Genomic DNA, 23,350 nt, shown 5'->3' with positions numbered 1-23,350 from the left:
TCTATTCAAGCTCTTCCAGTATGATTTGATCGTTCGTGTAAACACAAATTTCGCCTGCTGTTTCTAACGCGGCTCTAGCAATCTCACTTGCAGACATGCTTTCACCGGCATGCTTTTTCAAAGCTCTTCCGGCTGCCAAAGCATAATTGCCTCCTGATCCAATCGCGAGAATGCCGTCATCTGGTTCGATCACCTCGCCTGTTCCCGATACGAGAAGCAAAGTATCCTGGTTCATCACAATCAGCATAGCTTCAAGCTTTCTAAGCACTTTATCGCTGCGCCATTCCTTTGCAAGCTCAACGGCTGCCCGTTTTAAGTTGCCGTTATACTCTTCAAGCTTAGCTTCAAACTTTTCGAATAAAGTGAAAGCGTCTGCAACAGAACCCGCAAACCCAGCAAGAACCTTGCCGTTAAACAGTTTTCTCACTTTTCTCGCAGTGTGTTTCATGACAACAGCCTGACCAAATGTCACTTGGCCGTCTCCGGACATTGCGCTTCGTCCCTTATGCTGGACGGCAAATATTGTGGTCGCATGAAAAGATGACATAAAGGGCCTCCTTTAATTTTTCTTAAAAGCTCTTGGATGGTGAGACATATATGTGTTTCTCAACATTTCCTTCGAAACGTGCGTGTATATCTGTGTCGAAGACAGATTGGAATGCCCGAGCAGTTCTTGAACGCTTCTCAAATCTGCTCCTTCGTTTAACAGATGAGTAGCGAACGTATGTCGAAGCATATGCGGATGGATATGTAAAGTGCCGGACGCTTTTTGAACAAGCCCGCTTAAAATATGTCTGATGCCTCGGGCTGTAAGCGGTCCGCCTCTTTGATTCACGAATAATAGATCATGAGGTTCTTTTGCTTTCATCAGCAAGCACTGTCTTCCGCTATTCATATATACCTTCAATGCTTCGCGGGCGTAAGACCCAAAGGGGATATAGCGCTGCTTCTTGCCTTTACCGTGAACAAGTACAGTGTCCATAAATAAATCGATATCGTTGACACTTATGGAACAACATTCACTGACCCTCATTCCGGTGGCATAGAGAAGCTCTAGCAGCGCTTGATCCCTCATTCCGGCCGGCTGGCTTATATCTGAAACTTCAAACAGCTCCTCAAGCTCTTTTTGATATAGAAACTTCGGTATCCGTTTCTCTTGTTTCGGCAGATGAACAAGCTGAAACGGATTTTCTTCAACAAGCTTTTCCCGCATCAGAAACTTATAAAAGCTTCTCAATGCAGATATCTTTTTGCTTATTGTTCGTCTCGATAAACCTTTTTCATAGGCTTCTGTCAAAAAAATCCTAGTATCTTGATATGCAGCTTTTTCAAATCCATTTATACCTTGAACGCGCAGGAAAGTCTCGAATTCTTCAATTGAATCCACATAATTCACAATAGTATATTGTGAATAATTTTTTTCAATTTGTAAATATTCAACGAATAACTTTACGAAATTCTTAACATTCTCCATGCCTAATACCTCCCCAGAAAGGGCTTTTAAATGGTATCACAAATCGCGTTCAAGTTGCAATCAATACCTATATTGTTTTCGAAATTGTTCGAATTGTCTCAATTGCGCGGTTCGCGTATTGTTCATTTCGCTCTTTTTTATTTTTAATTTTAACAGGCAATTCTTTTAAAAGCCCAAAGTTTGCATTCATCGGCTGGAAGTTCTTCTGATTTGTTGTTGTAATATAGTGAGCCATGCTGCCTATCGCTGTTTCCTGAGGGAAAGTGACAAGCTCTTCTCCTAAAACAAGTTTAGCCGCATTAATGCCTGCTACCAGTCCTGAGGCAGCTGATTCCACATATCCTTCTACTCCCGTCATTTGGCCTGCAAAGAACAGATCACTGCGGTTTTTAAATTGATAGGTCGGCTTTAACAGGCTTGGAGAATTAATGAATGTGTTTCTGTGCATCACACCGTATCTGACGATTTCTACATTTTCAAGCCCTGGAATCAATTTGAGAACTTCCTTTTGGTCTCCCCATTTTAAATGAGTCTGGAATCCTACAATATTATAGAGTGTTCCTGCTGCATCATCCTGTCTGAGCTGAACGACAGCATAAGGACGTTTTCCTGTAACAGGATGCTCTAGACCAACCGGTTTCATCGGGCCGAAAAGCATTGTTTTCTTACCCCGTTTTGCCATGACTTCAATCGGCATGCAGCCTTCAAAGAAAATCTCTTTTTCAAATTCTTTTAACGGGACTGTTTCTGCTGATGTTAATGCTTCATGAAAACGGTCAAACTCTTCTTCTGTCATCGGGCAGTTCAAATACGCCGCTTCACCTTTATCATAACGGGATTTCAAGTACACTTTATCCATATCAAGGCTGTCTTTTTCTACAATTGGTGCCGCTGCATCATAAAAATATAAATAGTCCTCTCCAGTCAGCTCCTTCAGCTGGGCAGACAGCGATTCTGATGTTAATGGACCCGTTGCGATAATGGTAGGGCCTTCAGGGATTTCTGTCACTTCTTCATTAATAACGGTTACGTTTGGATGATTTTTCACCCGATTTGTCACACTTGCGGCAAATTCATGACGGTCTACTGCGAGAGCCCCGCCGGCAGGGACTGAACATTCGTCAGCAGCCGCGATGATGGCTGAATCAAGCGCCCGCATTTCTTCCTTTAATACACCGACAGCGTTAGCAAGCGTGTTGGAACGCAGAGAGTTGCTGCACACAAGCTCGGCAAATTTATCTGTATGGTGCGCAGGCGTTTGTTTAACAGGGCGCATTTCATATAATTTAACTTGAATTCCCCGTTTGGCAAGCTGCCATGCGGCTTCACTTCCTGCGAGTCCGGCTCCGATTACATTCACTGTTTGTTGGTTCATCTTTCACATCTCCTAGTTTATTATTCAAGGCCTTCTTTTAACACACAAAGAAGGTGAGCAAGACCCTGCTCACCGCTACTTCTGTGGTTCTTCCTTATAATCGCATTCCACGCATTGGACTTGTATGCCTTTTTTGAGTTTTTTCTCGACAAGCATTTTTCCGCATTTCGGGCATTTCCGTTCAATTGGTTTGTCCCAGGAAACGAATTCACAGTCCGGATAACGGTCACAGCCGTAAAAAACCCGTTTCTTTTTCGATTTTCGCTCCACAATATTTCCTTCACCGCAGCTCGGGCACTTTACGCCGATTTGTTTCACAATCGGTTTTGTGTTCCGGCAGTCCGGGAAGTTGGAGCAGGCTAAGAATTTACCGTACCGACCCATTTTATATACCATTGGAGAACTGCACAATTCACAATCTTCTCCTGCATATTCCGGTTCGATTTCAACTTCCTTCATTTCCGCTTCTGCTTTTTTGACCCGTTTTTCAAAATCGGTATAGAAGTTATCAATAATCTTAACCCATTCGGTATTGCCTTCTTCAACATGATCAAGGTCTTTTTCCATTTTCGCTGTAAACTCAACGTTAATAATTTCAGGGAAAAATTCCATAATTAAGTCAAGGACAATCTGTCCCAGTTCAGTCGGAACAAAGCGTTTATTATCCAAACCCACGTAGCCGCGCCGCTGAATGGTATCAAGCGTCGGAGCATATGTGGAAGGACGGCCGATACCGAGTTCTTCAAGGGTTTTAACGAGTCGTGCCTCAGTATAGCGCGGAGGCGGCTGGGTAAAATGCTGCTCCGGTTCTATATCTTTTGATAATACCGTGTCGCCTTCTTGTAAGTCAGGCAGCATCCGGTCTTTTTCTTCCATTTGGTCGTCTTTTCCTTCAACATACACCTTCATAAACCCGGAAAACTTGACTTTACTTCCATTTGCACGAAATGTCAAACCATTGTTTGTCAGGTCAACACTCATTGTATCGAGAACAGCAGGTGCCATTTGGCTGGCAACAAAGCGCTCCCAAATTAATTTATACAATCTCATTTGATCTCTGCCAAGTACTGCTTTTAATTCACTTGGTTTTCTGAGAACTGATGTCGGGCGGATTGCTTCGTGAGCGTCCTGAGCATTTTCATTCTTTTTCGCAGGCTTTCGTTTGCCGCCTAAGAACTCTTTGCCGTATGCCTGATCAATAAATGCAGCTGCTTCATCAACAGCCGTATTTGAAATACGGGTTGAATCCGTTCTCATATACGTGATCAGACCGACAGTTCCTTCTCTTCCAAGATCGATTCCTTCATATAATTGCTGTGCAATCATCATCGTTTTCTTCGCTCTGAAATTGAGCTTACGCGCAGCTTCCTGCTGCAGGGTGGAAGTTGTAAAAGGCAAGGCCGGATTACGTTTGCGTTCCTTTTTCGTTACTTTTTCAACTGTATATTTATTGCCTTTGAGCTGAGAAAGAATGTCTTTTACGTCGGCTTCACTTTTTAAAGGAAGTTTTTTGCCGTTTTTTCCGAAAAAGCTCGCTTCGAACGTTTCCTGTCCTTTCAAGAACGTACCGTCAATTGTCCAATATTCCTCTGGCTTAAAGTCGTTAATCTCTTTTTCACGATCAATAATCAAGCGGAGGGCAACGGATTGTACGCGGCCTGCACTAAGGCCTTTTTTGACCTTTTTCCATAGGATTGGACTGATTTTATATCCGACAAGCCTGTCTAAAATACGTCTCGCCTGCTGTGCATCCACTAAATCCATATTGATCATGCGAGGATGCTTAAACGATTCCTTAATGGCGTCTTTTGTAATTTCGTTAAACACCACACGGCAGTCTGAATTGAGATCTAAATCAAGGCTGTGTGCCAAGTGCCATGCAATCGCTTCCCCTTCTCTGTCGGGGTCGGCTGCGAGATACACTTTTTTGGCTTTTTTCGCAGCCGTTTTCAGCTCTTTTAATACCGGCCCTTTACCTCGAATGGTAATGTATTTCGGCTCAAAATTCTGTTCTATGTCAACTCCCATTTGACTTTTTGGAAGATCCCGGACATGTCCCATTGATGCTTTTACTTTATATTTTTTACCTAAGTAACGTTCAATCGTTTTCGCCTTAGCGGGCGATTCCACGATGACTAGATAATCAGACATTTTCATCCCCCTCAAGAGGTGTTCTCTCTCTTCAAGTATTTCAATTTTGTTTTTGCAGCTGTCTTTATTTGGCTTTCAACATTTCATTCTTTATGATGAACGTCATTATTTAAATAGAAAACAATATGCAACTTTAAATCCTCACTATTATTAAATATTACAATGCCGTTTGTCAAACGATAATTCAAAAGGGTTCCGTATATTGAACGTTTCTCTCAGGAAGCTCCTCGAAAATATCATCTGCTGACCATATGGCTTTAGCCCCCTGCTGGATTAGTTTTATAGGACCTCCGGCGTAAGGATCAAATAATGAACCGGGTACGGCAAAAACTTCTCTCCCTTGTTCCATTGCTTGGTCTGCAGTAATCAGCGAACCGCTTTTTTCTTTGCCCTGCACGACAATAATGCCTTCACTTAATCCGCTGATGATACGGTTTCTCATAGGGAAATGCCATTTTTGGGGTTTGGTTGCTGGTGGATGCTCTGACAGAAGGATATGGTGTTTAGCCATGTGATCTGCTAACTGAAGGTTTTCCCGGGGATAAATGTGCTGAAATCCGCCTGCAATGACGCCGATTGTCCGCCCCTTCGCCTTAATACTTGCAGCATGGGACATTCCGTCTATTCCAGACGCCAGTCCGCTGACAATCACCCAATCTTTACGGCAAAGCTCTTTTGTAAGATGGTTGACAACTTGTATACCATACGCTGTTGGATTTCTTGTACCTACAATTCCAATTTTCCTCCCTTTAGAAAGAAGGGTCATATCACCCTTTGCAAACAGGACAGCGGGGGGATCATAAATGGTTTTCAGCCAGAAAGGATATTGCTTTGAAGAAATCGGGATGATGTTAATGCCTTGCTCATGGTAAGCAGCAAGTACACGCTGAAGTTTTGGGTAATGTTCTTCTATTTTGTTTTTTAATGCAGCTGCTTTTACTTTACCGTGAGTAACAGTTTCGAACACGGGCGATGTCAGCGACATAGACGGATCAGCTTTCCACCATTTTAATAGAAGGGATGGGGATAATAATTGATTGATTCTGCAAATCATTAAACAGGCAGCGGCCTGATCCAATATATTGACCTCCTTTTGACAGAAAAAGCAGGAACAGCCTTGACGGCTGTCCCTTCTTTATTAATGCGTTTTGCAAGTTTCGAACAAATTCTTTTCTTTCAGCACCTTAATTAAGGTTTCACCCATTACAGAAGGTGTCTCTGCAACTTCGATTCCGCATGCATTAAGGGTTTTGATTTTTTCATCAGCTGTACCTTTTCCGCCGGAAATAATGGCGCCTGCATGCCCCATGCGTTTCCCTGGTGGTGCTGTTTTCCCGCCGATAAAGCCGACTACCGGTTTTGTCATGTTGGCTTTTACCCACTCTGCCGCTTCCTCTTCGGCAGTACCGCCGATTTCGCCAATCATGATGACAGCGTGTGTATCAGGATCTTCGTTAAACGCTTTTAAAACGTCAATAAAGTTTGTTCCATTTACAGGGTCGCCGCCGATTCCAACAGCTGTAGATTGTCCTACACCCGCTTCTGACAGCTGGTGCACCGCTTCGTATGTTAAAGTTCCTGAACGCGATACAACGCCTACATGACCCTTTTTATGGATATATCCAGGCATAATGCCGATTTTACATTCTTCAGGCGTGATGACACCAGGGCAGTTCGGCCCTATCAGTCTCGTTTTCTTGCCTTCCATGAAGCGTTTGACCTTCACCATATCCAAAACCGGAATATGCTCAGTGATGCAAATCACGAGATCAAGCTCCGCATCTACCGCTTCCATAATCGCATCTGCTGCAAACGGTGCCGGCACATATATAACAGACGCGTTAGCGCCGGTCGTTTGGACTGCTTCAGCCACTGTATTAAATACAGGAACACCTTCCGCTTCAGTTCCGCCTTTTCCAGGTGTTACACCGCCTACGATATTTGTGCCGTATTCGAGCATCTGCTTCGTATGAAATAAAGCGGTAGAACCTGTAATCCCTTGCACAATAACTCTTGTATCTTTATTAATAAAAACACTCATTATCTGGTCCCCTGCCTTTCATTCTTTCCTAAACTAAGGATACGATTTTCTGCGCGCCGTCAGCCATTGATTCCGCAGATGTAATATTTAATCCTGATTCACTAAGGATTTTCTTCCCTAGATCCACGTTTGTGCCTTCAAGACGGACGACAAGCGGCAATGTCAAACCAACTTGTCTTGTCGCTTCAACAACCCCTTCTGCGATGACATCACATTTCATAATGCCGCCGAAGATGTTGACAAAAATCCCTTTAACGTTTTGATCAGAAAGAATGATTTTAAATGCTTCCGTGACTTTTTCTGCGGTTGCACCGCCGCCCACATCAAGGAAGTTGGCCGGTTCTCCTCCATAATGCTTGATAATATCCATTGTGGACATTGCAAGTCCCGCGCCGTTTACCATACAGCCGATATTTCCATCAAGGGAAATGTAGCTTAAATCATATTTGGATGCTTCGATTTCTTTCGGATCTTCTTCATCCAAATCTCTGTACTCCATAATGTCCTTTTGTCTGTACAACGCGTTGCTGTCGAAGTTCAATTTCGCATCAAGCGCCATCACATTTCCATCGCCGGTTACAACGAGCGGATTGATTTCGGCGATTGAGCAGTCTTTCTCAACAAACGCTTTATATAGTCCAAGCATAAACTTAGCAGCTTTTCCCACGAGCTCCTTTGGAATATTAATAGCGAATGCGATTTCTCTAGCTTGATAGCCTTGAAGGCCGACAGCCGGATCAATGACAGCTTTTTTGATTTTTTCCGGTGTTTTCTCCGCAACTTCTTCAATTTCCGTTCCGCCTTCTTCAGAAGCCATCAGAACGATTCTAGAAGTAGCGCGGTCAAGAACGAGCCCCACGTAGTATTCTTTTTTAATATCGCAGCCTTCTTCAATAAGTAAGCGTTTTATTACTTGGCCGTCCGGACCCGTCTGATGTGTAACTAGGGTCTTCCCTAAAAGTTCTTCGGCATACGCTTTCACTTCGTCTAATGATTTTGCTATTTTTACCCCACCAGCTTTGCCTCGACCGCCAGCATGAATTTGAGCCTTTACGACATAAACCGAGCTGGATAAACTCTTTGCTTTCTCAACTGCTTCTTCTGCTGTAAAAGCCACTTTACCTTCAGGAACAGATACCCCATATTTTCTGAGGACTTCTTTTCCCTGGTACTCATGGATATTCATTTCCCATCCTCCTAACTTATGTAACAAAACTAAAATAGACTGCGCTTTCATTCTATAATAATACTGGAAGAATTGTCTAGAGTTCGATGCAAAATCTTAAAATCCTTCTAAACATTCAAACTTTTATTTTATTAAAAACATAAATTTCAAACAGAGGATGGGGAATATTTTAGCTATTTTTTGTTTTTTACGCTTTCGTCCAATCGGTAAATGAACGAAAAAATCTCAGCTACCGTTTCATAAAGAGCTTCCGGAATTTGATCATCTACAGTCAAATGGCGCATTAATTCGACAAGGGTCCGATCTTCTTGAATCGGGACCCCTGCCTTTTTTGCTTCTTTAATAATGTTGTCGGCTACATGGCCCTTACCTGTCGCAATCACTTTCGGCGCCTTGTCTTTTTGTTCATCATAATGGAGAGCCACAGCTTTTCTGATCGGCGTCTGCTCTTTCATATTTTCACATCCACTTCCTGATCACTGATGCTTGTTATGTATTGATCGATTGCAGTCTTTTCTTCGGGGCGAATCCTTTTTTTAGCGTTTACCCCTGAAAGGCTGTACCCCATTTCCTTGAGGCCCTGTTTAAGCGCGGGCACCATCGGATCGATCGCAGCCTGAAGCTCGAAATCAGTCTCAATTGTAATGGTCATGACTTTTTGCTGTATCAAGCAGTCAACGACGGTTTCTTTTAACGTATCCAGCTGCAGTAAAAACAAAAGGCGGCAATGGGAAGGATCAAGCTTTCCATCCGCTTCTTTCTTACCTTTAAACAAAACAGTCATGTCCTGAGCCCCTGACTTCGAAAACAGCGGAAATGACATCACAATTTGGCTGTATGAGGGGTGATCCTGCTGCATGAAAAGCTGGCCGTTTAATTTATGAAAAAGCTGATCAGCTTCCTGTTTGACAGGCTCGGCTACCTCATGCGATGCTCTTGCGGCATGAAGAGCCAGCTTGATGGATTGTATATCGTCAGGTGTGACTGAGCTTCCTTGTTCAAATGCTTTAATAAATGCAAGCTCGTCCCTTGCGCCGATTGCAATTTTCACTTTGGATAAAAAAGAAAGGACATCTGCCTTATCCGCCAAACTAGGTGCTGTCTGCTGGGCAGCCTTTAAAAAAACTTCGGCTTCCTGATCTGATACTCGCGCCTCCTGTAAAACAGCTGAAGCTGCAGGTGACTTACCATCACCCGATAAAGCAGCCGCTTTAATCCAATTTGCTGCTTCTTTCACAATTTGAAGACCGTTTTTTTCAGCAGAATCCGTCAGCTTTGTCAGCAGCTGGCGGGCTTCTTTGATTGGAATGTCTGCTGCGTTTTTAATAGGCTCTTCTTGTATGCTTCTCTGTTCCGCTGTGTGGTTTACAGGCGGCAAATTGGTCTTTAAGGGGGAGCCGGCTGGTGCGCTAAGCTCCCTGTTTCCAGCTGTATTGCCTGAAGAAGGTGCTTTTGTATTGTCCGTTAAAGAAATAAGCTTTTCGATCAGACGTTCTGCATGGATTTCGATTTCACTATTAAAAAGTGCTGTAACTGCTTCTTTCAGTTTTGCCATCATCTGGCTCTGCTGAGGGCTTTGGCTGATTGCCTGAAGCAGCTGGGATACGTGCTGATGCAGCGGAATAGGTGATTTTATAGCATGAACACCGCTCAACACCTCGGGGTGAATGGGAAGATCACGTTTTAAGGCGAACAGAACCGTTTCAATCGCTTTTTTTGTGTCTTGCGCAGGCAGCGTATCCATCCAGCAGACAGCCGTTTTGATATCATTTTCTGTTACAGGTGTTTTGCTCTTCAGCATTGCTCCTGTCATCATGAGAGCAGTGTTTGACGGTTTCACTGATATGGCATTTAAAAGCTTGCCAGCTGCATCCTGAATGGTTTTTGGATTTTGGTCAAAGCTTTGAACGACCTGAAGACGGCCTGTCTGTTCTGCCGTTTTTTTTTCGTAGGAAAACCAATAGTACGCCTGAGGACGAAGCTGGGTTTCAAGTTTTCCCTGGACAGTTTGATTGCCGACTTGGATCAGCGCATGCTGGTCTCCTAATAAACGAAGCACTTTTCCTAAAAGGAGACGCTTTTCCCCGTTTAGCGCTTCGCTGGCATTTGATGTTTCCTGCGGGATTGCTGTATTTCCCCAAAGGTGCTGCAGCGCCTTTTGCACATCATTTCGTATATTCATTTAAAAAAGGTGCCTCCTCGTTCATTGGTTTATCTGAAAGATTGAACAGGAGCGAAAGTTTTGCGGTGCAATTCAGTTGGGCCGTATGCGGCAAGAGCTTCAAGATGCTCTTTTGTCCCATAGCCTTTATTTTTTTCAAAGCCGTACATGGGATATGTTTCGGCATAGGCGCTCATCATCCGGTCTCTTGTGACTTTCGCGATACACGCACCTGCCGCAATAGACACACTTTTGGCATCACCTTTTATAATTGACGACTGAGCAGTGTCGAGCGGCAGCGTCATTGCGTCAACAAGCAAATAATCAGGTGTATCTGACAAATCGTGTATCGCTTTCACCATTGCCATCTTTGAAGCTTCATATATATTGATTTCATCAATGACAGAGGCTTCTACAATCCCTATTCCGACCGCCAATGCTTCTTTCATAATAAGCTCGTAATATTCCTCACGCTTTTTTTCTGAAAGCTTTTTGGAGTCTGTCAGCCCAAGCATTTCACTTTCCTCTGGAAGGATAACTGCGCTGGCGACAACAGGTCCTGCCAATGGCCCCCGGCCGACCTCGTCAACACCTGCAATCAAGCGAAATCCTTTGTTTCTTGCCAGCCTTTCATAGGAAGTCATATTCACCCATTGTTCTTTCAGCGCTTTTTCTTTCGCCTGCTTTTTAAGCCATTGCTCTACAAGCGTTTGAACGCTTTTTCTCGGGTCGTTTTCGCATTGGGCAAGAAATGGGTCTTGATCATCCTTCACTTGCTGCAAACGGTCTTTAATGTCCTTTACGGTTAATGTATTCACTTTCTCTTCTCCCTTACTGTATGTATCGGTTCGGTCAGGAAAAAATAAAGACCCGCATTTCTGCGCGCCTTTACATAGTCGGCTGTTCAAATGACAGCCTGCCGAACTTTTCAGTGCGGATATCACGAATGATGACTTCAGTCGTTTTATCGTAGTTAATGAGCCCTCCGCTCATGAGACAGCCGCGCTTTTCACCAATTGCATCAAACAGCTCCGCAATGTCCTCTGGGATCTCATCAAGTCCGTAACGCTCTTTAAGCCGTTCAGGATAGTGTTCTTCGAGAAAACGAAGACCAAACACGGCCACATCCTGCAGGTTGATAATCGAGTCTTTAATAGCCCCGGTGACTGCGAGTCTCAAGCCGACAAGCTCGTCCTCAAATTTAGGCCATAAAATCCCCGGTGTATCTAAGAGCTCTAATTCTTTTCCGACTTTGACCCACTGCTGAGATGTCGTAATACCAGGTCTGTCTCCCGTTTTCGCTATGTTTTTCTTTGCCAGCCGGTTGATGAGCGTTGATTTTCCGACGTTTGGAATGCCGATAATCAAAGCGCGAATTGCTCTCGGCTTCACACCTTTCGCCCTCATCCGGTCAAATTTTTCTTGGAGAATCTCTTTCGATGCCGGCACAATTTGATTTAAGCCTTGTCCGTTCACAGAGTTAATGGACAGAGAGCGGATACCCTCTTTCTCAAAGTGCTCTTTCCATTGCTGTGTAACTGCCGCATCTGCTTTGTCAGCCTTGTTTAACAGCATAATTCGCGGCTTATTTTTTAGAATGTCTTCAATCATTGGATTTCTTGATGACATTGGAATTCTGGCATCTACCAATTCATATACAATATCGATTAATTTTAGTTTTTCGGTTACTTCCCTTCTTGCCTTTGCCATATGGCCCGGGAACCATTGAATTGTCATGTGACACGAACACCGCCTTTATCTCTTCAGTATGTAAGATTCTTTGTTGTCCTTTATGTATTTTACGATGCCTGTCCGGCATTTTCAAATTCTGTATAAAAAAAGAGCTTGTTACAGGTAACAAGCTCTTTTCGTTCGTTATCATTATCGTCTGATCTCTTTAATACGAGCCGCTTTTCCGCGAAGTTCACGCAGGTAGTAAAGCTTAGCACGGCGTACTTTACCGTAACGTACAACTTCGATTTTCGCGATTTTTGGTGTGTGTACAGGGAAAGTACGTTCAACGCCAACACCGTAAGAAATCTTACGAACTGTGAACGTTTCGCTGATTCCACCACCACGACGCTTAATCACAACACCTTCAAAGATCTGGATACGCTCACGGTTACCCTCAACAACTTTAACGTGTACACGTAAAGTGTCACCAGGACGGAACGCAGGAAGATCAGTACGAAGCTGTTCTTTTGTGATATCTTCAATTAGTTTTTGCATCGTTTTCAACTCCTTCCAACAGATGCTCTTGGCCACAAAACCCGGCACAGCGGAACATCGTTTTCAAGCTTATAGCGGATAAGCCCGCTTAAGCCACAAGTAGTATCTTATCACAATTTCATAGCCTATGCAATAAAATCTATTCTTTTTCCCATTCAGAAATCCATTTTCTTTGCTGTTCTGTAAGCGGATAGTCTTTCAAAAGATCCGGACGTCTTACATAGGTCCTTCTGATTGATTCTTTATTCCGCCATTCTTTGATTTTTGCATGGTTTCCTGATAGAAGTGTTTCAGGCACTTTTAAACCTTTATAATCTGCCGGTCTTGTATAATGCGGGTGCTCTAAGAGACCGGTGCTGAATGAATCCTCAATATGGGAAGCTTCTTTGCCCAGCACACCCGGAAGCAGTCTGACGACACTGTCTGCAATCATCATTGCAGGAAGCTCGCCGCCTGTCAGAACAAAATCGCCAATGGATATTTCATCCGTCACCAGATGCTCTCGAATGCGTTCATCATATCCTTCATAATGGCCGCAAATGAACAGCAAATGCTCTTCCTTTGCTAATTGTTCTGCTTTTTTTTGGGTGAAACGCTCACCTTGCGGGCATACGAGGATGATACGCGGAGCAGCGGCTGCCTTTGATGTCAGATCCTCGACCGCGTCAAAAACAGGCTGAGGCTTGAGAACCATGCCTGCGCCGCCGCCATAAGGATAATCATCAACAGTATTGTGCTTGTTATCAGAATACTCCCGGAAATTCACAACCTGAAACTGCACCGCATCTTTTTCCTGGGCTTTTTGAAGAATCGATGAACCGAGCACACCTTCAAACATTTCGGGAAACAGTGTCAAAAAGTCGATTTTCATTCGTCTATTAACCCTTCCATGAGTTCAATCTCAATTTTCTTTTCACTGACATCGATATGCTTGACCACTGATTCAATGTAAGGAATCAGCGCGTCTTTTTTCCCTTTTCGCGCGACGACCCATACATCATTAGCTCCAGGCGTCAAAATTTCTTTGATCTTTCCGATTAGTTCGCCGTCTTCTGTAAATACTTCGCACCCAATAATTTCGTGGAAATAAAACTCTCCCTCATTCAGCTCTCCTAAATCCTCTTCAGGAACTTTAATGATTGCGTTTTTCAGTTCCTCTACTTCATTCAGGCTTTGTCTTTCTTTAAACTGCAGCAGATGAAATTGCTTATGCAGTCTGTGCGTGTTTACCGTTACTTCCACGGGTTCGTTACGTCCGTCCATAAACAAATACAGCGTGTTGCCCGGCTTGTACCGTTCTTCGGCAAAATCTGTTTTCGAAATCACCCGAACTTCGCCTTTGATTCCGTGGGTATTTACGATTTTGCCTACATTAAACCATCGCGTTGTCATATGATCACCTCTGGCGAATTTCAATTACTTTTCCGTCTTTTATGACGATGGTGTTTGCTGCTGTTTTCTCCTGCCAGTCATCCCCGGCTTCAATTGTCAGCAGCGCATCGACTTCCTTTTCTTTCATCTCACTGCCGAGCGGCAATGTATGTACTTGACCGATTTGAAAATCGATTATTTTTATGTTATCTTTTCGCTTTTCTATTGCCTTTTTAAATTGTTCAATCATATCTGGGTTTTGCTGTTCTTTCTCATGTTTTCTAAGCTGAAAATAGAGCTGGCTGCATTCTCGTTCAAGCATTTGTTTCTTTTCGGCAAAAGAAGCTAAAAGCTTTTCTTTGCTGCGCTCGGTTAAGACTTGCATAACGGCTACACGGTGAATAATTTGCATCGCACCAAGCTCCCCGCTTTTAAAACTTTTTTTGGCTCAGGCTTTTCTATTTTGCCTAAGCTTCTATCAGTTTACCCTTTTTTTGCGTGTAAAAAAAGGGGAGGTGCCGGCCCTCTCCCTTTTAGTCAAATATCTCAAATTGAACTTTCTTAGAAGACTGTGCGCCAGCTGCAAATACAGCTGTTCGAATCGCTTTTGCAGTCCGGCCTTGCTTTCCGATAACTTTACCGGTATCTGACTTATGGACAGATAAGCGCAGCGCAATCTTTTGATCGGTTTCTTCTCTTATGACGCGAATGTCATCTGGATGATCAACAAGCGGCGTCACAATTTTGACAATCAAATCTTCCAAGTGTTGATCAGTCATTACTTGCCTTGTTTAGCGTTGTGGAATTTTTCCATGATTCCTTGGCTAGAGAACAAGTTGCGAACTGTATCAGATGGTTTCGCTCCAGTTTGAAGCCATTTAAGAGCAAGCTCTTCGTCGATTTTTACTTCCGCTGGTTTTGCAACCGGGTTGTAAGTTCCGACTGTTTCGATGAAACGGCCGTCACGCGGTGAACGAGAATCTGCTACAACAATACGATAGAAAGGAGATTTTTTTGCTCCCATACGTTTTAAACGAATTTTTACTGCCATTTTACTAGCACCTCCGAAAATATTTCAACAAGATAGTATATTAACAATGATAAAAGTGTTTGTAAAGTGTTTTTTCTTAACAACGGTTTTATCATGTATAACCGATTACATAAAAGGTAGCTTAAACCCTTTTTTCTTACCTTTTGACATGTTTGTCATCTGCTTCATCATTTTTTTCATTTCGTCAAACTGCTTAAGCAGACGGTTGACTTCCTGCACGGATGTCCCGCTTCCTTTCGCAATCCGCTTCCGCCGGCTGGCATTGATGATATCCGGCTGTTCTTTTTCAAGAACAGTCATGGATTTAATGATCGCTTCCACATGATTCAGCTGTTTTTCATCAACTTGGATGTTTTTCAGGCCTTTCATTTTGCCTGCACCCGGCATCATTTGCAGAAGCTCATCAAGCGGCCCCATGTTTCTGACCTGCCCGAGCTGCTCCAGAAAATCGTCCAATGTGAAGCTCATCGTCCTCATTTTTTGTTCGAGCTCTTTGGCCTTATCTTCATCGACGCTGGCCTGTGCTTTTTCAATCAATGTCAGCACGTCGCCCATGCCAAGAATCCTTGATGCCATACGTTCAGGATGGAACGCTTCTAATGCATCAAGCTTTTCGCCTAAACCAGCGAACTTAATCGGCGTGTTTGTGACCGCGCGAATAGAAAGCGCAGCACCGCCGCGTGTGTCTCCATCAAGCTTAGTTAACACAACACCGGTTAAACCGAGCTGTTCATTAAAGCTTTTGGCAACATTCACAGCGTCCTGACCTGTCATTGAATCGACAACCAGGAAGATTTCTTCCGGATTCGCGATGTCTTTCACGTTGGTCAGTTCATCCATCAGTTCATGGTCGATATGCAAGCGGCCTGCCGTATCCAAAATGACATAGTCATAATGTTCTTCCTTGGCTTTTTCAATAGCCTGTTTAGCTATTTCTACAGGACTGACCTGATCACCAAGAGAGAAAACAGGCATGTCAAGCTGTTTGCCGAGCGTTTCAAGCTGCTTAATCGCGGCTGGGCGGTAAATATCGGCAGCAACCAGCATCGGTTTGCGATTATGCTTTTTGCGCAGCAGATTCGCAAGCTTACCGCTTGTTGTCGTTTTACCGGCACCTTGGAGACCGACCATCATAATAACAGTCGGCGGTCTTTTTGCAACGGCGATTTTGCTCTCTTCGCCGCCCATCAGCTCAGTCAGTTCCTCTTTAACAACTTTAATGACCTGCTGGCCGGGCGTCAGACTTTTCATGACGTCTTGGCCTACAGCGCGTTCACTTACTTTTTTGACAAAATCCTTGACTACTTTAAAGTTAACGTCAGCCTCAAGAAGCGCAAGACGAACCTCACGCATCATATCTTTTACATCTTGTTCGCTGACTTTCCCTTTTCCGCGGATTTTAGAAATCGTCTGCTGCAGTCGGTCGGCTAATCCTTCAAATGCCATAGTTTGCCGCCTCCTAATCTAATTTCTCAAGCGCTTCAATCAGAGCTGTAATTTCTTCCTCTTCTTTTGAACCGGAAGCAAGCTCCTTCAGCTTATTAAACATCTCTTTACGCTCCTGAAACTTTTTCAAAAGGAGCAGCTTTTCTTCATATTGTTCAAGCATCGCTTCTGTTCGTTTGATGTTATCATAAACAGCTTGTCTTGAAACCTCATATTCTTCGGCTATTTCGCCTAGGGAGAAATCGTCCAAATAATAAAGCGACATGTAGCTCTTCTGTTTTGACGTCAACAACGACTGATAAAAATCAAACAGATAGTTCATTCTCGTTGTCTTTTCGAGTGACATTTGAGCTCTCCCCTTTGTTAAGTCAAATCCCTTTACGATAACTTAGTTTACACGGTTTCATTGAGACTGTCAAGTTTTTATCTTGTCAATGCAATGATTACCTTTTTCCAAAATACGCTAAATAAAATCCAATTTATTCCGATGTTGTATATGAACCCTATTTTAAAGGAGGATTTTTTATGAAAAAAATCGGTTTATTATTTATGCTGTGCTTGGCAGCCGTGTTTACAATCATTTTCCCTGCACATCAAGCAGACGCTGCTGAGGCGCCTTATAAGGCTTCAATCACTAATATCAGCACAGATGGAGGGGTTTACGGAAAAATCAATTACGGCCAAGGTCAATTTTGGCGAGTCAAGTACAATATTACGATAAGCGGCAAATTACTCGACCAAAACGGACAGCAGGTGCCAAACGCTCCAGTAAGATTCGAAGCAGATACGAAAGTCGGAAATACAACACAAACCGCTTCAGGAACAACCGATGCAAACGGAACGTTTGAGGTTCCAATGTATTTGGGGCCAGCTGCAGGGTACTACACGTATTACACATCTGTTTCCGTTCATTACTATGACATCATCCCATTCAGAGTTTATTCAGGAGATTCAAGACTGGCATCCACTGATAATAGCCTTTATCATTTCGCCTATCAAGTGAGAAGATAAAAAAAGAAAAAGGCCCCCAAATGTGAGGGCCCTTTTTTAATCGTCGGCTTTTTCCACTAAATCTGAAAAGAGTCCGTACACATACGATTCAGGATCAAATTCCTGGAGATCATCAACTTTTTCACCTAACCCGACTAGTTTAACCGGGATGTGAAGTTCGTTGCGGATCGCAAGGACGATACCGCCTTTTGCCGTACCGTCAAGCTTCGTTAAAGCAATGCCGGTAACATTTGTTGCTTTAGAGAACTCTTTCGCCTGTGCCATAGCGTTTTGGCCGGTTGTGGCATCAAGGGCAAGCAGCACTTCATGCGGCGCTTCAGGCACTTCTCTTTCGATGACGCGCTTCACTTTTTCAAGCTCTTTCATTAAGTTTACTTTGTTTTGGAGACGCCCTGCCGTATCACAGATTAATACATCGGCATTTCTTGCTTTGGCAGCATGGACAGCATCGTAGATGACAGCCGCAGGGTCGCTACCGGCGGTCTGCTTAATGACAGGAACTCCCGTACGCTCTCCCCATACTTCAAGCTGTTCAATGGCGCCTGCTCTAAATGTGTCTCCGGCAGCAAGTACGACAGATTTTCCTTCTTGCTTTAGTTTATGGGCAAGCTTTCCGATCGTTGTCGTTTTGCCAACTCCGTTTACACCCACCAGAAGGATTACATTTAAACGGCCATCCTGGATGTTCAACTCAGAAATTTGCTCATCTCCGCTGTTATAAATCTCGACCAGCTTCTCAGAAATAACAGACTGGACTTCCATCGGATCTTGAATATTTCTGCGTTTCACTTCTTTTTTCAGCTCATCTATTAATTCCATAACGGTTGTAAAACCGACATCCGCGCTGATGAGAACCTCTTCAAGCTCTTCGAAGAAATCCTCATCCACTTTACGGTAACGGGATACAAGATCATTCACTTTGTTTTGAAAGGAGTTTCTTGTTTTTTCAAGGCCATCCTTAAACTTTTCAGATACGGAATCTGTCTGTTTTGTGATTTTCTCTTTTAATTTTTTAAAAAAGCTCATCTTTTAACCTCTTTCCTCGTTACTGAACGAATTCTTTTGTTTCTTCCAGCTTAACTGAGATTACCTTGGAAACACCGGATTCCTGCATTGTTACGCCGTATAGCACATCCGCTTCCTCCATCGTCCCTTTTCTGTGGGTAATCACGATAAACTGGGTATCGCTGCTGTATTTTTTTAAATACTGCGCAAAACGGAACACGTTCGCTTCGTCGAGCGCAGCTTCTACTTCGTCAAGGACGCAAAACGGCACAGGACGAACCTTTAAGATAGAGAATAAGAGCGCTATTGCAGTAAGCGCACGCTCTCCGCCCGACAGAAGGTTTAAGTTTTGCAGTTTTTTCCCCGGCGGCTGTGCGATAATCTCGACTCCTGAGTGAAGCAGATCGTTAGGATCGGTGAGCCTCAGTTCAGCTCGACCTCCTCCGAATAGGGAGCGGAAGACTTGATCAAAGTGTGATCGGATTTGAACGAATGTGTCGTTAAAGCGTTTCGTCATTTCTTCATCCATTTCTTCAATCACTTGGAACAGGGTATTTTTCGCTTCTGTCAAATCTTCTTTTTGTTCTGACAGAAACTTATACCGTTCGTTGACCCTTTCAAACTCATCTATGCTTCCGAGGTTTACGGTGCCCAGCTCTTCGATTGCAAGTTTAATCAGCTTCACGCGCTTTCTGGCTTCCTCTGGATCAGTTTCAAGCTGATATTTCTCTTTTGCCCCCTCAAAGGACAAGCTGTATTCCTCCCGTAAGTACTGGAGTAAATTATCAAGCTCTACTTCCATTCGGCCAAGTTTGACTTCTTCGTCTTTTAGGAGCGTTGTTTTTTGTTTATACAGGCGTTTCATTTCTTTCAGCTCACGCTCATACGTATCAAGCCCATGCTGAAGCTTGATACGCTGATCGCGTCTTAACGCAATCAGTTCGATCGTTTTCGTTTTGTCATTCAATTTATGTTTTGCGGCTTCTTCCAGCTTTTCTTCGCCGCTGGTGCTTGAAGACATCTCTGACGTTAAAAAGCTTAAGTCTTCTTTCGCCTCTTTTAACGCAAACTCTGTTTCTGTGAGCTCTTTCTTTAATCTGGCAAGGTTGTCCTCTTCACCCTTGCATGCCTGTTCTTTTTTGGCCGCTGTGATCTTCAGCTCAGTCAGCTCGTTGGAGAGAGACTCTTTCGTTGACGATTGTGTTTGTTTTTGTTTTGTCAGTCTGTCAATATCCTCTTCAAGCTGTTTCATCTTTTCTGATACGGAAGAAAGCTCTTCTTCCAGCTTGTGTTTGCGTGTTTTCTTCTCTTCATCGCTTTCTGACAGAGCAGATTTTTCTTGATCGTAGAGCTCTAAATGGGTGTTGATATTTTTCTCGGCAACTTGTAGTTCGTACAGCTGGCCTTTTACATCCTGCTGCTTTAATCTTAAGCCTTCCCCGGTTTCTCTTAAGTCAGCCAGTTTTTTCTCCATATCCTGAATGGATTGCTTAAGGGTTTTGACTTCTTGTTCAAGCAGTGCTGTTTTCTCTTCCATTTCAGCGAGCCGTTTGCTCACATCTTCAAGCTCCCGGCTTCTTCCAAGCAGGGAGTTATTTTTCTTTTTAACCGCGCCGCCCGTCATCGAACCACCCGGATTCACGACATCTCCCTCAAGGGTTACGATGCGGTACCGGTGACCGAGAAGCTTCGCAAGCTCGTTTGCTCCCTTTAAATCCTCTGTGATCAGCACGGTTCCAAGCAGGTTCTGGATGATACGACGATATGCAGGATCAAATGTGACTAGTTCACTGGCAACCCCGAGAAATGACGAGTGCTGTGCTGCTGTTTCCGCGTCACGGCTTTGAAGCTGGCGGTCTCTGATAACAGAAAGAGGCAGAAACGTCGCCCGGCCGAAGGAATTCTGTTTTAAATATTGAATCGCTTTACGGGCAGACTGTTCATCGTCGGTCACGACATGCTGGGCAGAAGCGCCGAGCGCAATTTCGATGGCCGTTTCATACTTCCGTTCTGTTGAGATCAGCTCAAGTACAGCTCCGCGAATTCCGCCAAGGCGCTCTTTCGCTTTCAGCACTTCTTTAACACCTTGATAAAAGCCGGAGAAATCACCCTGCATCGTCTCAAGCATGTCCTTTTTCGATCTCGCTTGCTGAACGTATTGGTATGCCTGATACAGAGCGGATTCATTTTTTTCGTATTGACGCTTTTTCTGCTCATATTTTGTCTGCATGTCACGATATGCACTGACTTGGCTGTGTATCTCCTGCTCAATTCGGGCAAACTCCGTTTCACATGCGGCTTTTCGCGCAGAAATATCGCGCCGTTCCTGAAGATGCTTTTCATTGTTGTCCGCAAGCCTCTGCAATATAACAGCGGATTGGGACATCTGGTCATCCAGCAGCTGGAGCTCATTACGAATCGAAGCCTGGCTGTTCAAAAGCTCAAAGTAATCGCTTTTCAGCTGCTCGATTTTCTCTTCGACATTTTCATTGTGAAGACTGAGAGCCTGCTGCTTTTCTTTTACCTGAGCTCTTAACTGTTTCACCTCTGTCTGAAGCGTTTTGAAGACAGCTTCCTGCTTCGCTAGCTCTTCTTTCAGCACCGTTTCTTTTTGCTGAAACTGAACGATGGCTTCTTCAAGCTGTTCTTGGTTCTGCACAGCGTTTTTCTTGCGTTCTTTCAGGACTTCTTTACGGCCTTCAAGCTTTTCCAGCTCTTCACTCGTTGCCAGTAAGACTTGCTGGAGCTCATCTACTGATTCATCAAGCGCTTGAATTTTGTCTCGCGTATCCTCAATCTTTGCTTCTTTCGCAGAAATCGCAGACGATTCAGCGAGCTCTTCTTCTTTGGCGAGCTGTACCTTCTCTTTAAGAGTTGACCATTTGCCATGCAGCTCTTCGATATCATAGGCTGTCAGCGCAATTTCAACATGCTCCAGCTCTTTCTTTTTCTCCAGGTAGTCTTTCGCTATCGAAGCTTGAATTTTAAGAGGTTCAACCTGTCCTTCTAGCTCATGTAATATATCTTCTACCCGGTTTAAATTGTCCTGTGTCTCAAACAATTTATTTTCTGCTTTTTTCTTTCTCGTTTTATATTTAAGCACTCCGGCCGCTTCTTCAAAGATACTGCGGCGATCCTCCGCTTTACTGCTCAGGATCTCTTCCACTTTCCCTTGGCTGATAATAGAAAATGCTTCTTTACCCAGGCCAGAGTCCATAAATAAATCAATAATATCTTTTAAGCGGCACGGCTGATTGTTAATCAGAAACTCACTCTCGCCTGATCTGTACACGCGTCTTGTGACACTGACCTCATGGAAGTCAATCGGCAAGAAATGATCATCATTATCAAGAGTAAGCGTAACTTCAGCTAGATTTAATCGCTTTCTCGAATCACTGCCGGCAAAAATGATATCTTCCATTTTTCCGCCGCGAAGAGACCGGGCTGATTGTTCTCCGAGAACCCAGCGAATGGCATCTGTGATGTTGCTTTTTCCGCTTCCGTTCGGTCCGACAACCGCTGTAACGCCTTTTACAAAATCTACGGAAATCCGTTCTGCAAATGATTTAAATCCTATAACGTCTAAACGTTTGAGGAACATAGCGATCCTCCTTATGTAATAAGTATTTCAATTCTATCATAAACATGGGTGAAATAAGACGGCATACATACTGAAATCCCCCTTACGACTCAGGGGGATTTTATTGTTTCGTATGGTGTTTTTGCAATTTAGCTAAAGCTTCCTGAGCAGCGTGCTGTTCGGCTTCTTTCTTTGAACGGCCATTTCCGACTCCGAGTGGTTCACCCTTTAGAGATACGATGGCTTCGAATTCACGATTGTGCGCAGGACCTTTTTCGTTGGAGATTTTATACTCCAGAGAGCCTTTGCCGTCCCGCTGCACATATTCCTGCAGCTGGCTTTTGAAATCCATCACATGAGAAAAAGCACCATCGTTAATTTTAGGGAACACATAGACTTTTAAGAAACTTTCGACCGGCTCTAATCCCTGGTCAAGATACAAGGCTCCGATAAATGCCTCAAAAACATCCGCCAATAGAGCAGGACGCTTTCTTCCGCCTGTCATTTCCTCACCTTTACCCAACAGGACAAGGTCGCCGAATGACAGTTCGTGAGCCAATGAAACGAGAGACGGTTCGCATACAATCGCGGCTCTCAATTTCGTCAAATCTCCTTCACTCATAGCCGGGTACTTGGCAAATAAGAATCTGGAGATCGTCAGTTCCAAAACAGCGTCACCTAAAAATTCAAGCCTTTCATTATCTTCATACGGCTTTTTCCGATGCTCATTCACATAAGATGAATGTGTAAATGCTTGATACAAAAGCTTTTCATTTTGAAAGTGAACCGAAATCCGTTCTTGAAACTCTTTAAATTGTTCTACTTTTTTATAGAACTTTTTTTTATCTTTATAATGTGAGTGTTTTGACATAGTAACCTCCATAGGCACATCAGGTTCACCGCGCTTCTCTGACTAAACCGGATACAGCGCGCGTAAAAGCGGCATGCTGTAATAACTGCACGAATAAAGGGCTAAAGCCCCGCGTTTCGGCGGGACTTTTAGCATCAGCTTATTGCTGGTTTTGTATGTAGTTCACAGCGTCGCCGACTGTTGCAATCTTTTCAGCATCTTCGTCAGAAATTTCCATATCAAACTCGTCTTCAAGTTCCATAACAAGCTCAACTACATCTAGGGAATCAGCACCTAAGTCTTCCTTGAAAGAAGCTTCAAGTTTGACGTCTGCTTCATCAACGCCAAGGCGATCTACGATGATTTTCGTTACACGCTCTAATGTATCTGCCATAGCAATTCACCTCCCCTCAAGTATT

At 43.7% G+C, this 23,350-nt stretch carries 24 protein-coding genes; 1 reads left to right on the top strand and 23 read right to left on the bottom strand.

Going from position 1 to position 23,350, the window contains the following annotated elements:
• Nucleotide 1 precedes the first annotated feature (1 nt).
• From clpQ to LWH95_RS04615, 19 genes are all read right to left on the bottom strand, one after another.
• Nucleotides 2-547, bottom strand: a complete 546-nt coding sequence (clpQ, locus tag LWH95_RS04705) for an ATP-dependent protease subunit ClpQ (RefSeq protein WP_003238555.1) — start codon at nucleotides 545-547, stop codon at nucleotides 2-4.
• Nucleotides 548-559: 12 nt separating this feature from the next.
• Nucleotides 560-1,474, bottom strand: a complete 915-nt coding sequence (xerC, locus tag LWH95_RS04700; protein WP_003238557.1) for a tyrosine recombinase XerC — start codon at nucleotides 1,472-1,474, stop codon at nucleotides 560-562.
• A gap of 67 nt (nucleotides 1,475-1,541) precedes the next feature.
• A complete protein-coding gene (gene trmFO, locus LWH95_RS04695) occupies nucleotides 1,542-2,849 on the bottom strand; it encodes an FADH(2)-oxidizing methylenetetrahydrofolate--tRNA-(uracil(54)-C(5))-methyltransferase TrmFO (protein ID WP_232919062.1) in 1,308 nt (435 codons plus the stop codon).
• A 75-nt stretch (nucleotides 2,850-2,924) separates the two neighbouring features.
• Nucleotides 2,925-5,000 carry a type I DNA topoisomerase gene (topA, locus tag LWH95_RS04690; RefSeq protein WP_225515051.1) on the bottom strand — a complete coding sequence of 692 codons (2,076 nt, stop codon included), beginning with the start codon at nucleotides 4,998-5,000 and terminating at the stop codon, nucleotides 2,925-2,927.
• A 184-nt stretch (nucleotides 5,001-5,184) separates the two neighbouring features.
• The gene (gene dprA, locus LWH95_RS04685; protein ID WP_133487478.1) at nucleotides 5,185-6,078 is read right to left on the bottom strand and encodes a DNA-processing protein DprA; all 894 of its coding nucleotides are present in this window, start codon (nucleotides 6,076-6,078) and stop codon (nucleotides 5,185-5,187) included.
• Nucleotides 6,079-6,138: 60 nt separating this feature from the next.
• Nucleotides 6,139-7,041 (bottom strand): succinate--CoA ligase subunit alpha, encoded by a 903-nt coding sequence (gene sucD / locus LWH95_RS04680; protein WP_003238566.1) that lies wholly within the window; start codon nucleotides 7,039-7,041, stop codon nucleotides 6,139-6,141.
• A 28-nt stretch (nucleotides 7,042-7,069) separates the two neighbouring features.
• On the bottom strand, nucleotides 7,070-8,227 hold the full coding sequence (gene sucC, locus LWH95_RS04675; RefSeq protein ID WP_003238568.1) for an ADP-forming succinate--CoA ligase subunit beta: 1,158 nt from the start codon (nucleotides 8,225-8,227) through the stop codon (nucleotides 7,070-7,072).
• A 173-nt stretch (nucleotides 8,228-8,400) separates the two neighbouring features.
• Entirely contained in the window at nucleotides 8,401-8,682 is a 282-nt protein-coding gene (locus LWH95_RS04670; RefSeq protein ID WP_003220834.1) for a FlhB-like flagellar biosynthesis protein, read from the bottom strand.
• Nucleotides 8,679-10,409, bottom strand: a complete 1,731-nt coding sequence (locus LWH95_RS04665; RefSeq protein ID WP_232919061.1) for a hypothetical protein — start codon at nucleotides 10,407-10,409, stop codon at nucleotides 8,679-8,681. Before LWH95_RS04665 ends, LWH95_RS04670 begins: the two co-directional genes overlap by 4 nt.
• A gap of 29 nt (nucleotides 10,410-10,438) precedes the next feature.
• Complete coding sequence (rnhB, locus tag LWH95_RS04660; protein ID WP_133487480.1) at nucleotides 10,439-11,206, bottom strand: ribonuclease HII; 768 nt, start codon at nucleotides 11,204-11,206, stop codon at nucleotides 10,439-10,441.
• Nucleotides 11,207-11,276: 70 nt separating this feature from the next.
• Nucleotides 11,277-12,125, bottom strand: a complete 849-nt coding sequence (gene ylqF / locus LWH95_RS04655) for a ribosome biogenesis GTPase YlqF (RefSeq protein WP_019258385.1) — start codon at nucleotides 12,123-12,125, stop codon at nucleotides 11,277-11,279.
• Nucleotides 12,126-12,269: 144 nt separating this feature from the next.
• Nucleotides 12,270-12,617, bottom strand: a complete 348-nt coding sequence (rplS, locus tag LWH95_RS04650; RefSeq protein ID WP_003220825.1) for a 50S ribosomal protein L19 — start codon at nucleotides 12,615-12,617, stop codon at nucleotides 12,270-12,272.
• Between the two features lie 139 nt (nucleotides 12,618-12,756).
• Nucleotides 12,757-13,488 carry a tRNA (guanosine(37)-N1)-methyltransferase TrmD gene (gene trmD, locus LWH95_RS04645; RefSeq protein ID WP_003238578.1) on the bottom strand — a complete coding sequence of 244 codons (732 nt, stop codon included), beginning with the start codon at nucleotides 13,486-13,488 and terminating at the stop codon, nucleotides 12,757-12,759.
• On the bottom strand, nucleotides 13,485-14,009 hold the full coding sequence (rimM, locus tag LWH95_RS04640; RefSeq protein ID WP_060398618.1) for a ribosome maturation factor RimM: 525 nt from the start codon (nucleotides 14,007-14,009) through the stop codon (nucleotides 13,485-13,487). Before rimM ends, trmD begins: the two co-directional genes overlap by 4 nt.
• Before the next feature lie 4 nt (nucleotides 14,010-14,013).
• Complete coding sequence (locus tag LWH95_RS04635) at nucleotides 14,014-14,400, bottom strand: YlqD family protein (RefSeq protein ID WP_003238581.1); 387 nt, start codon at nucleotides 14,398-14,400, stop codon at nucleotides 14,014-14,016.
• 121 nt (nucleotides 14,401-14,521) lie between these two features.
• Nucleotides 14,522-14,767 carry a KH domain-containing protein gene (locus LWH95_RS04630; protein ID WP_003238584.1) on the bottom strand — a complete coding sequence of 82 codons (246 nt, stop codon included), beginning with the start codon at nucleotides 14,765-14,767 and terminating at the stop codon, nucleotides 14,522-14,524.
• A complete protein-coding gene (gene rpsP / locus LWH95_RS04625; protein WP_003220815.1) occupies nucleotides 14,767-15,039 on the bottom strand; it encodes a 30S ribosomal protein S16 in 273 nt (90 codons plus the stop codon). Before rpsP ends, LWH95_RS04630 begins: the two co-directional genes overlap by 1 nt.
• A gap of 105 nt (nucleotides 15,040-15,144) precedes the next feature.
• On the bottom strand, nucleotides 15,145-16,485 hold the full coding sequence (gene ffh, locus LWH95_RS04620) for a signal recognition particle protein (RefSeq protein ID WP_232919060.1): 1,341 nt from the start codon (nucleotides 16,483-16,485) through the stop codon (nucleotides 15,145-15,147).
• 13 nt (nucleotides 16,486-16,498) lie between these two features.
• Entirely contained in the window at nucleotides 16,499-16,831 is a 333-nt protein-coding gene (locus LWH95_RS04615) for a putative DNA-binding protein (protein ID WP_003238590.1), read from the bottom strand.
• 179 nt (nucleotides 16,832-17,010) lie between these two features.
• On the opposite strand from LWH95_RS04615, the gene LWH95_RS04610 reads away from it, so the two are divergent.
• Complete coding sequence (locus LWH95_RS04610; protein WP_232919059.1) at nucleotides 17,011-17,496, top strand: Ig-like domain-containing protein; 486 nt, start codon at nucleotides 17,011-17,013, stop codon at nucleotides 17,494-17,496.
• Between the two features lie 36 nt (nucleotides 17,497-17,532).
• Here LWH95_RS04610 and ftsY read toward each other — a convergent pair whose 3' ends face one another.
• The 4 genes from ftsY to acpP all read right to left on the bottom strand — a co-directional run bounded on the left by ftsY (nucleotide 17,533) and on the right by acpP (nucleotide 23,325).
• Entirely contained in the window at nucleotides 17,533-18,522 is a 990-nt protein-coding gene (gene ftsY / locus LWH95_RS04605; RefSeq protein ID WP_003238594.1) for a signal recognition particle-docking protein FtsY, read from the bottom strand.
• A 19-nt stretch (nucleotides 18,523-18,541) separates the two neighbouring features.
• Nucleotides 18,542-22,102, bottom strand: a complete 3,561-nt coding sequence (gene smc, locus LWH95_RS04600; protein WP_232919058.1) for a chromosome segregation protein SMC — start codon at nucleotides 22,100-22,102, stop codon at nucleotides 18,542-18,544.
• 100 nt (nucleotides 22,103-22,202) lie between these two features.
• Nucleotides 22,203-22,952 carry a ribonuclease III gene (gene rncS / locus LWH95_RS04595; protein WP_003232030.1) on the bottom strand — a complete coding sequence of 250 codons (750 nt, stop codon included), beginning with the start codon at nucleotides 22,950-22,952 and terminating at the stop codon, nucleotides 22,203-22,205.
• 139 nt (nucleotides 22,953-23,091) lie between these two features.
• Nucleotides 23,092-23,325, bottom strand: a complete 234-nt coding sequence (gene acpP, locus LWH95_RS04590; RefSeq protein WP_003154310.1) for an acyl carrier protein — start codon at nucleotides 23,323-23,325, stop codon at nucleotides 23,092-23,094.
• Nucleotides 23,326-23,350: the final 25 nt, after the last annotated feature.

It is taken from the genome of Bacillus sp. G16 (assembly GCF_021282335.1).
Lineage (GTDB): Bacteria > Bacillota > Bacilli > Bacillales > Bacillaceae > Bacillus > Bacillus inaquosorum.
The sequence above is the reverse complement of the archived record's forward strand: the minus strand, read 5'-3'. Positions and strand labels throughout refer to the sequence as shown.

Bases quoted from the DNA above. Each gene is read 5' to 3' on its own strand.
- sucD (WP_003238566.1), bottom strand. From the start codon at position 7,041: ATGAGTGTTTTTATTAATAAAGATACAAGAGTTATTGTGCAAGGGATT.
- rimM (WP_060398618.1), bottom strand. From the start codon at position 14,009: ATGACAACGCGATGGTTTAATGTAGGCAAAATCGTAAATACCCACGGA.
- acpP (WP_003154310.1), bottom strand. From the start codon at position 23,325: ATGGCAGATACATTAGAGCGTGTAACGAAAATCATCGTAGATCGCCTT.
- LWH95_RS04665 (WP_232919061.1), bottom strand. From the start codon at position 10,409: ATGAATATACGAAATGATGTGCAAAAGGCGCTGCAGCACCTTTGGGGA.
- LWH95_RS04670 (WP_003220834.1), bottom strand. From the start codon at position 8,682: ATGAAAGAGCAGACGCCGATCAGAAAAGCTGTGGCTCTCCATTATGAT.
- ftsY (WP_003238594.1), bottom strand. From the start codon at position 18,522: ATGAGCTTTTTTAAAAAATTAAAAGAGAAAATCACAAAACAGACAGAT.
- LWH95_RS04610 (WP_232919059.1), top strand. From the start codon at position 17,011: ATGAAAAAAATCGGTTTATTATTTATGCTGTGCTTGGCAGCCGTGTTT.
- LWH95_RS04615 (WP_003238590.1), bottom strand. From the start codon at position 16,831: ATGTCACTCGAAAAGACAACGAGAATGAACTATCTGTTTGATTTTTAT.
- rpsP (WP_003220815.1), bottom strand. From the start codon at position 15,039: ATGGCAGTAAAAATTCGTTTAAAACGTATGGGAGCAAAAAAATCTCCT.
- sucC (WP_003238568.1), bottom strand. From the start codon at position 8,227: ATGAATATCCATGAGTACCAGGGAAAAGAAGTCCTCAGAAAATATGGG.
- LWH95_RS04635 (WP_003238581.1), bottom strand. From the start codon at position 14,400: ATGCAAATTATTCACCGTGTAGCCGTTATGCAAGTCTTAACCGAGCGC.
- LWH95_RS04630 (WP_003238584.1), bottom strand. From the start codon at position 14,767: ATGACTGATCAACACTTGGAAGATTTGATTGTCAAAATTGTGACGCCG.
- rplS (WP_003220825.1), bottom strand. From the start codon at position 12,617: ATGCAAAAACTAATTGAAGATATCACAAAAGAACAGCTTCGTACTGAT.
- ylqF (WP_019258385.1), bottom strand. From the start codon at position 12,125: ATGACAATTCAATGGTTCCCGGGCCATATGGCAAAGGCAAGAAGGGAA.
- trmD (WP_003238578.1), bottom strand. From the start codon at position 13,488: ATGAAAATCGACTTTTTGACACTGTTTCCCGAAATGTTTGAAGGTGTG.
- clpQ (WP_003238555.1), bottom strand. From the start codon at position 547: ATGTCATCTTTTCATGCGACCACAATATTTGCCGTCCAGCATAAGGGA.
- smc (WP_232919058.1), bottom strand. From the start codon at position 22,102: ATGTTCCTCAAACGTTTAGACGTTATAGGATTTAAATCATTTGCAGAA.
- rncS (WP_003232030.1), bottom strand. From the start codon at position 22,952: ATGTCAAAACACTCACATTATAAAGATAAAAAAAAGTTCTATAAAAAA.
- ffh (WP_232919060.1), bottom strand. From the start codon at position 16,485: ATGGCATTTGAAGGATTAGCCGACCGACTGCAGCAGACGATTTCTAAA.
- topA (WP_225515051.1), bottom strand. From the start codon at position 5,000: ATGTCTGATTATCTAGTCATCGTGGAATCGCCCGCTAAGGCGAAAACG.
- xerC (WP_003238557.1), bottom strand. From the start codon at position 1,474: ATGGAGAATGTTAAGAATTTCGTAAAGTTATTCGTTGAATATTTACAA.
- trmFO (WP_232919062.1), bottom strand. From the start codon at position 2,849: ATGAACCAACAAACAGTGAATGTAATCGGAGCCGGACTCGCAGGAAGT.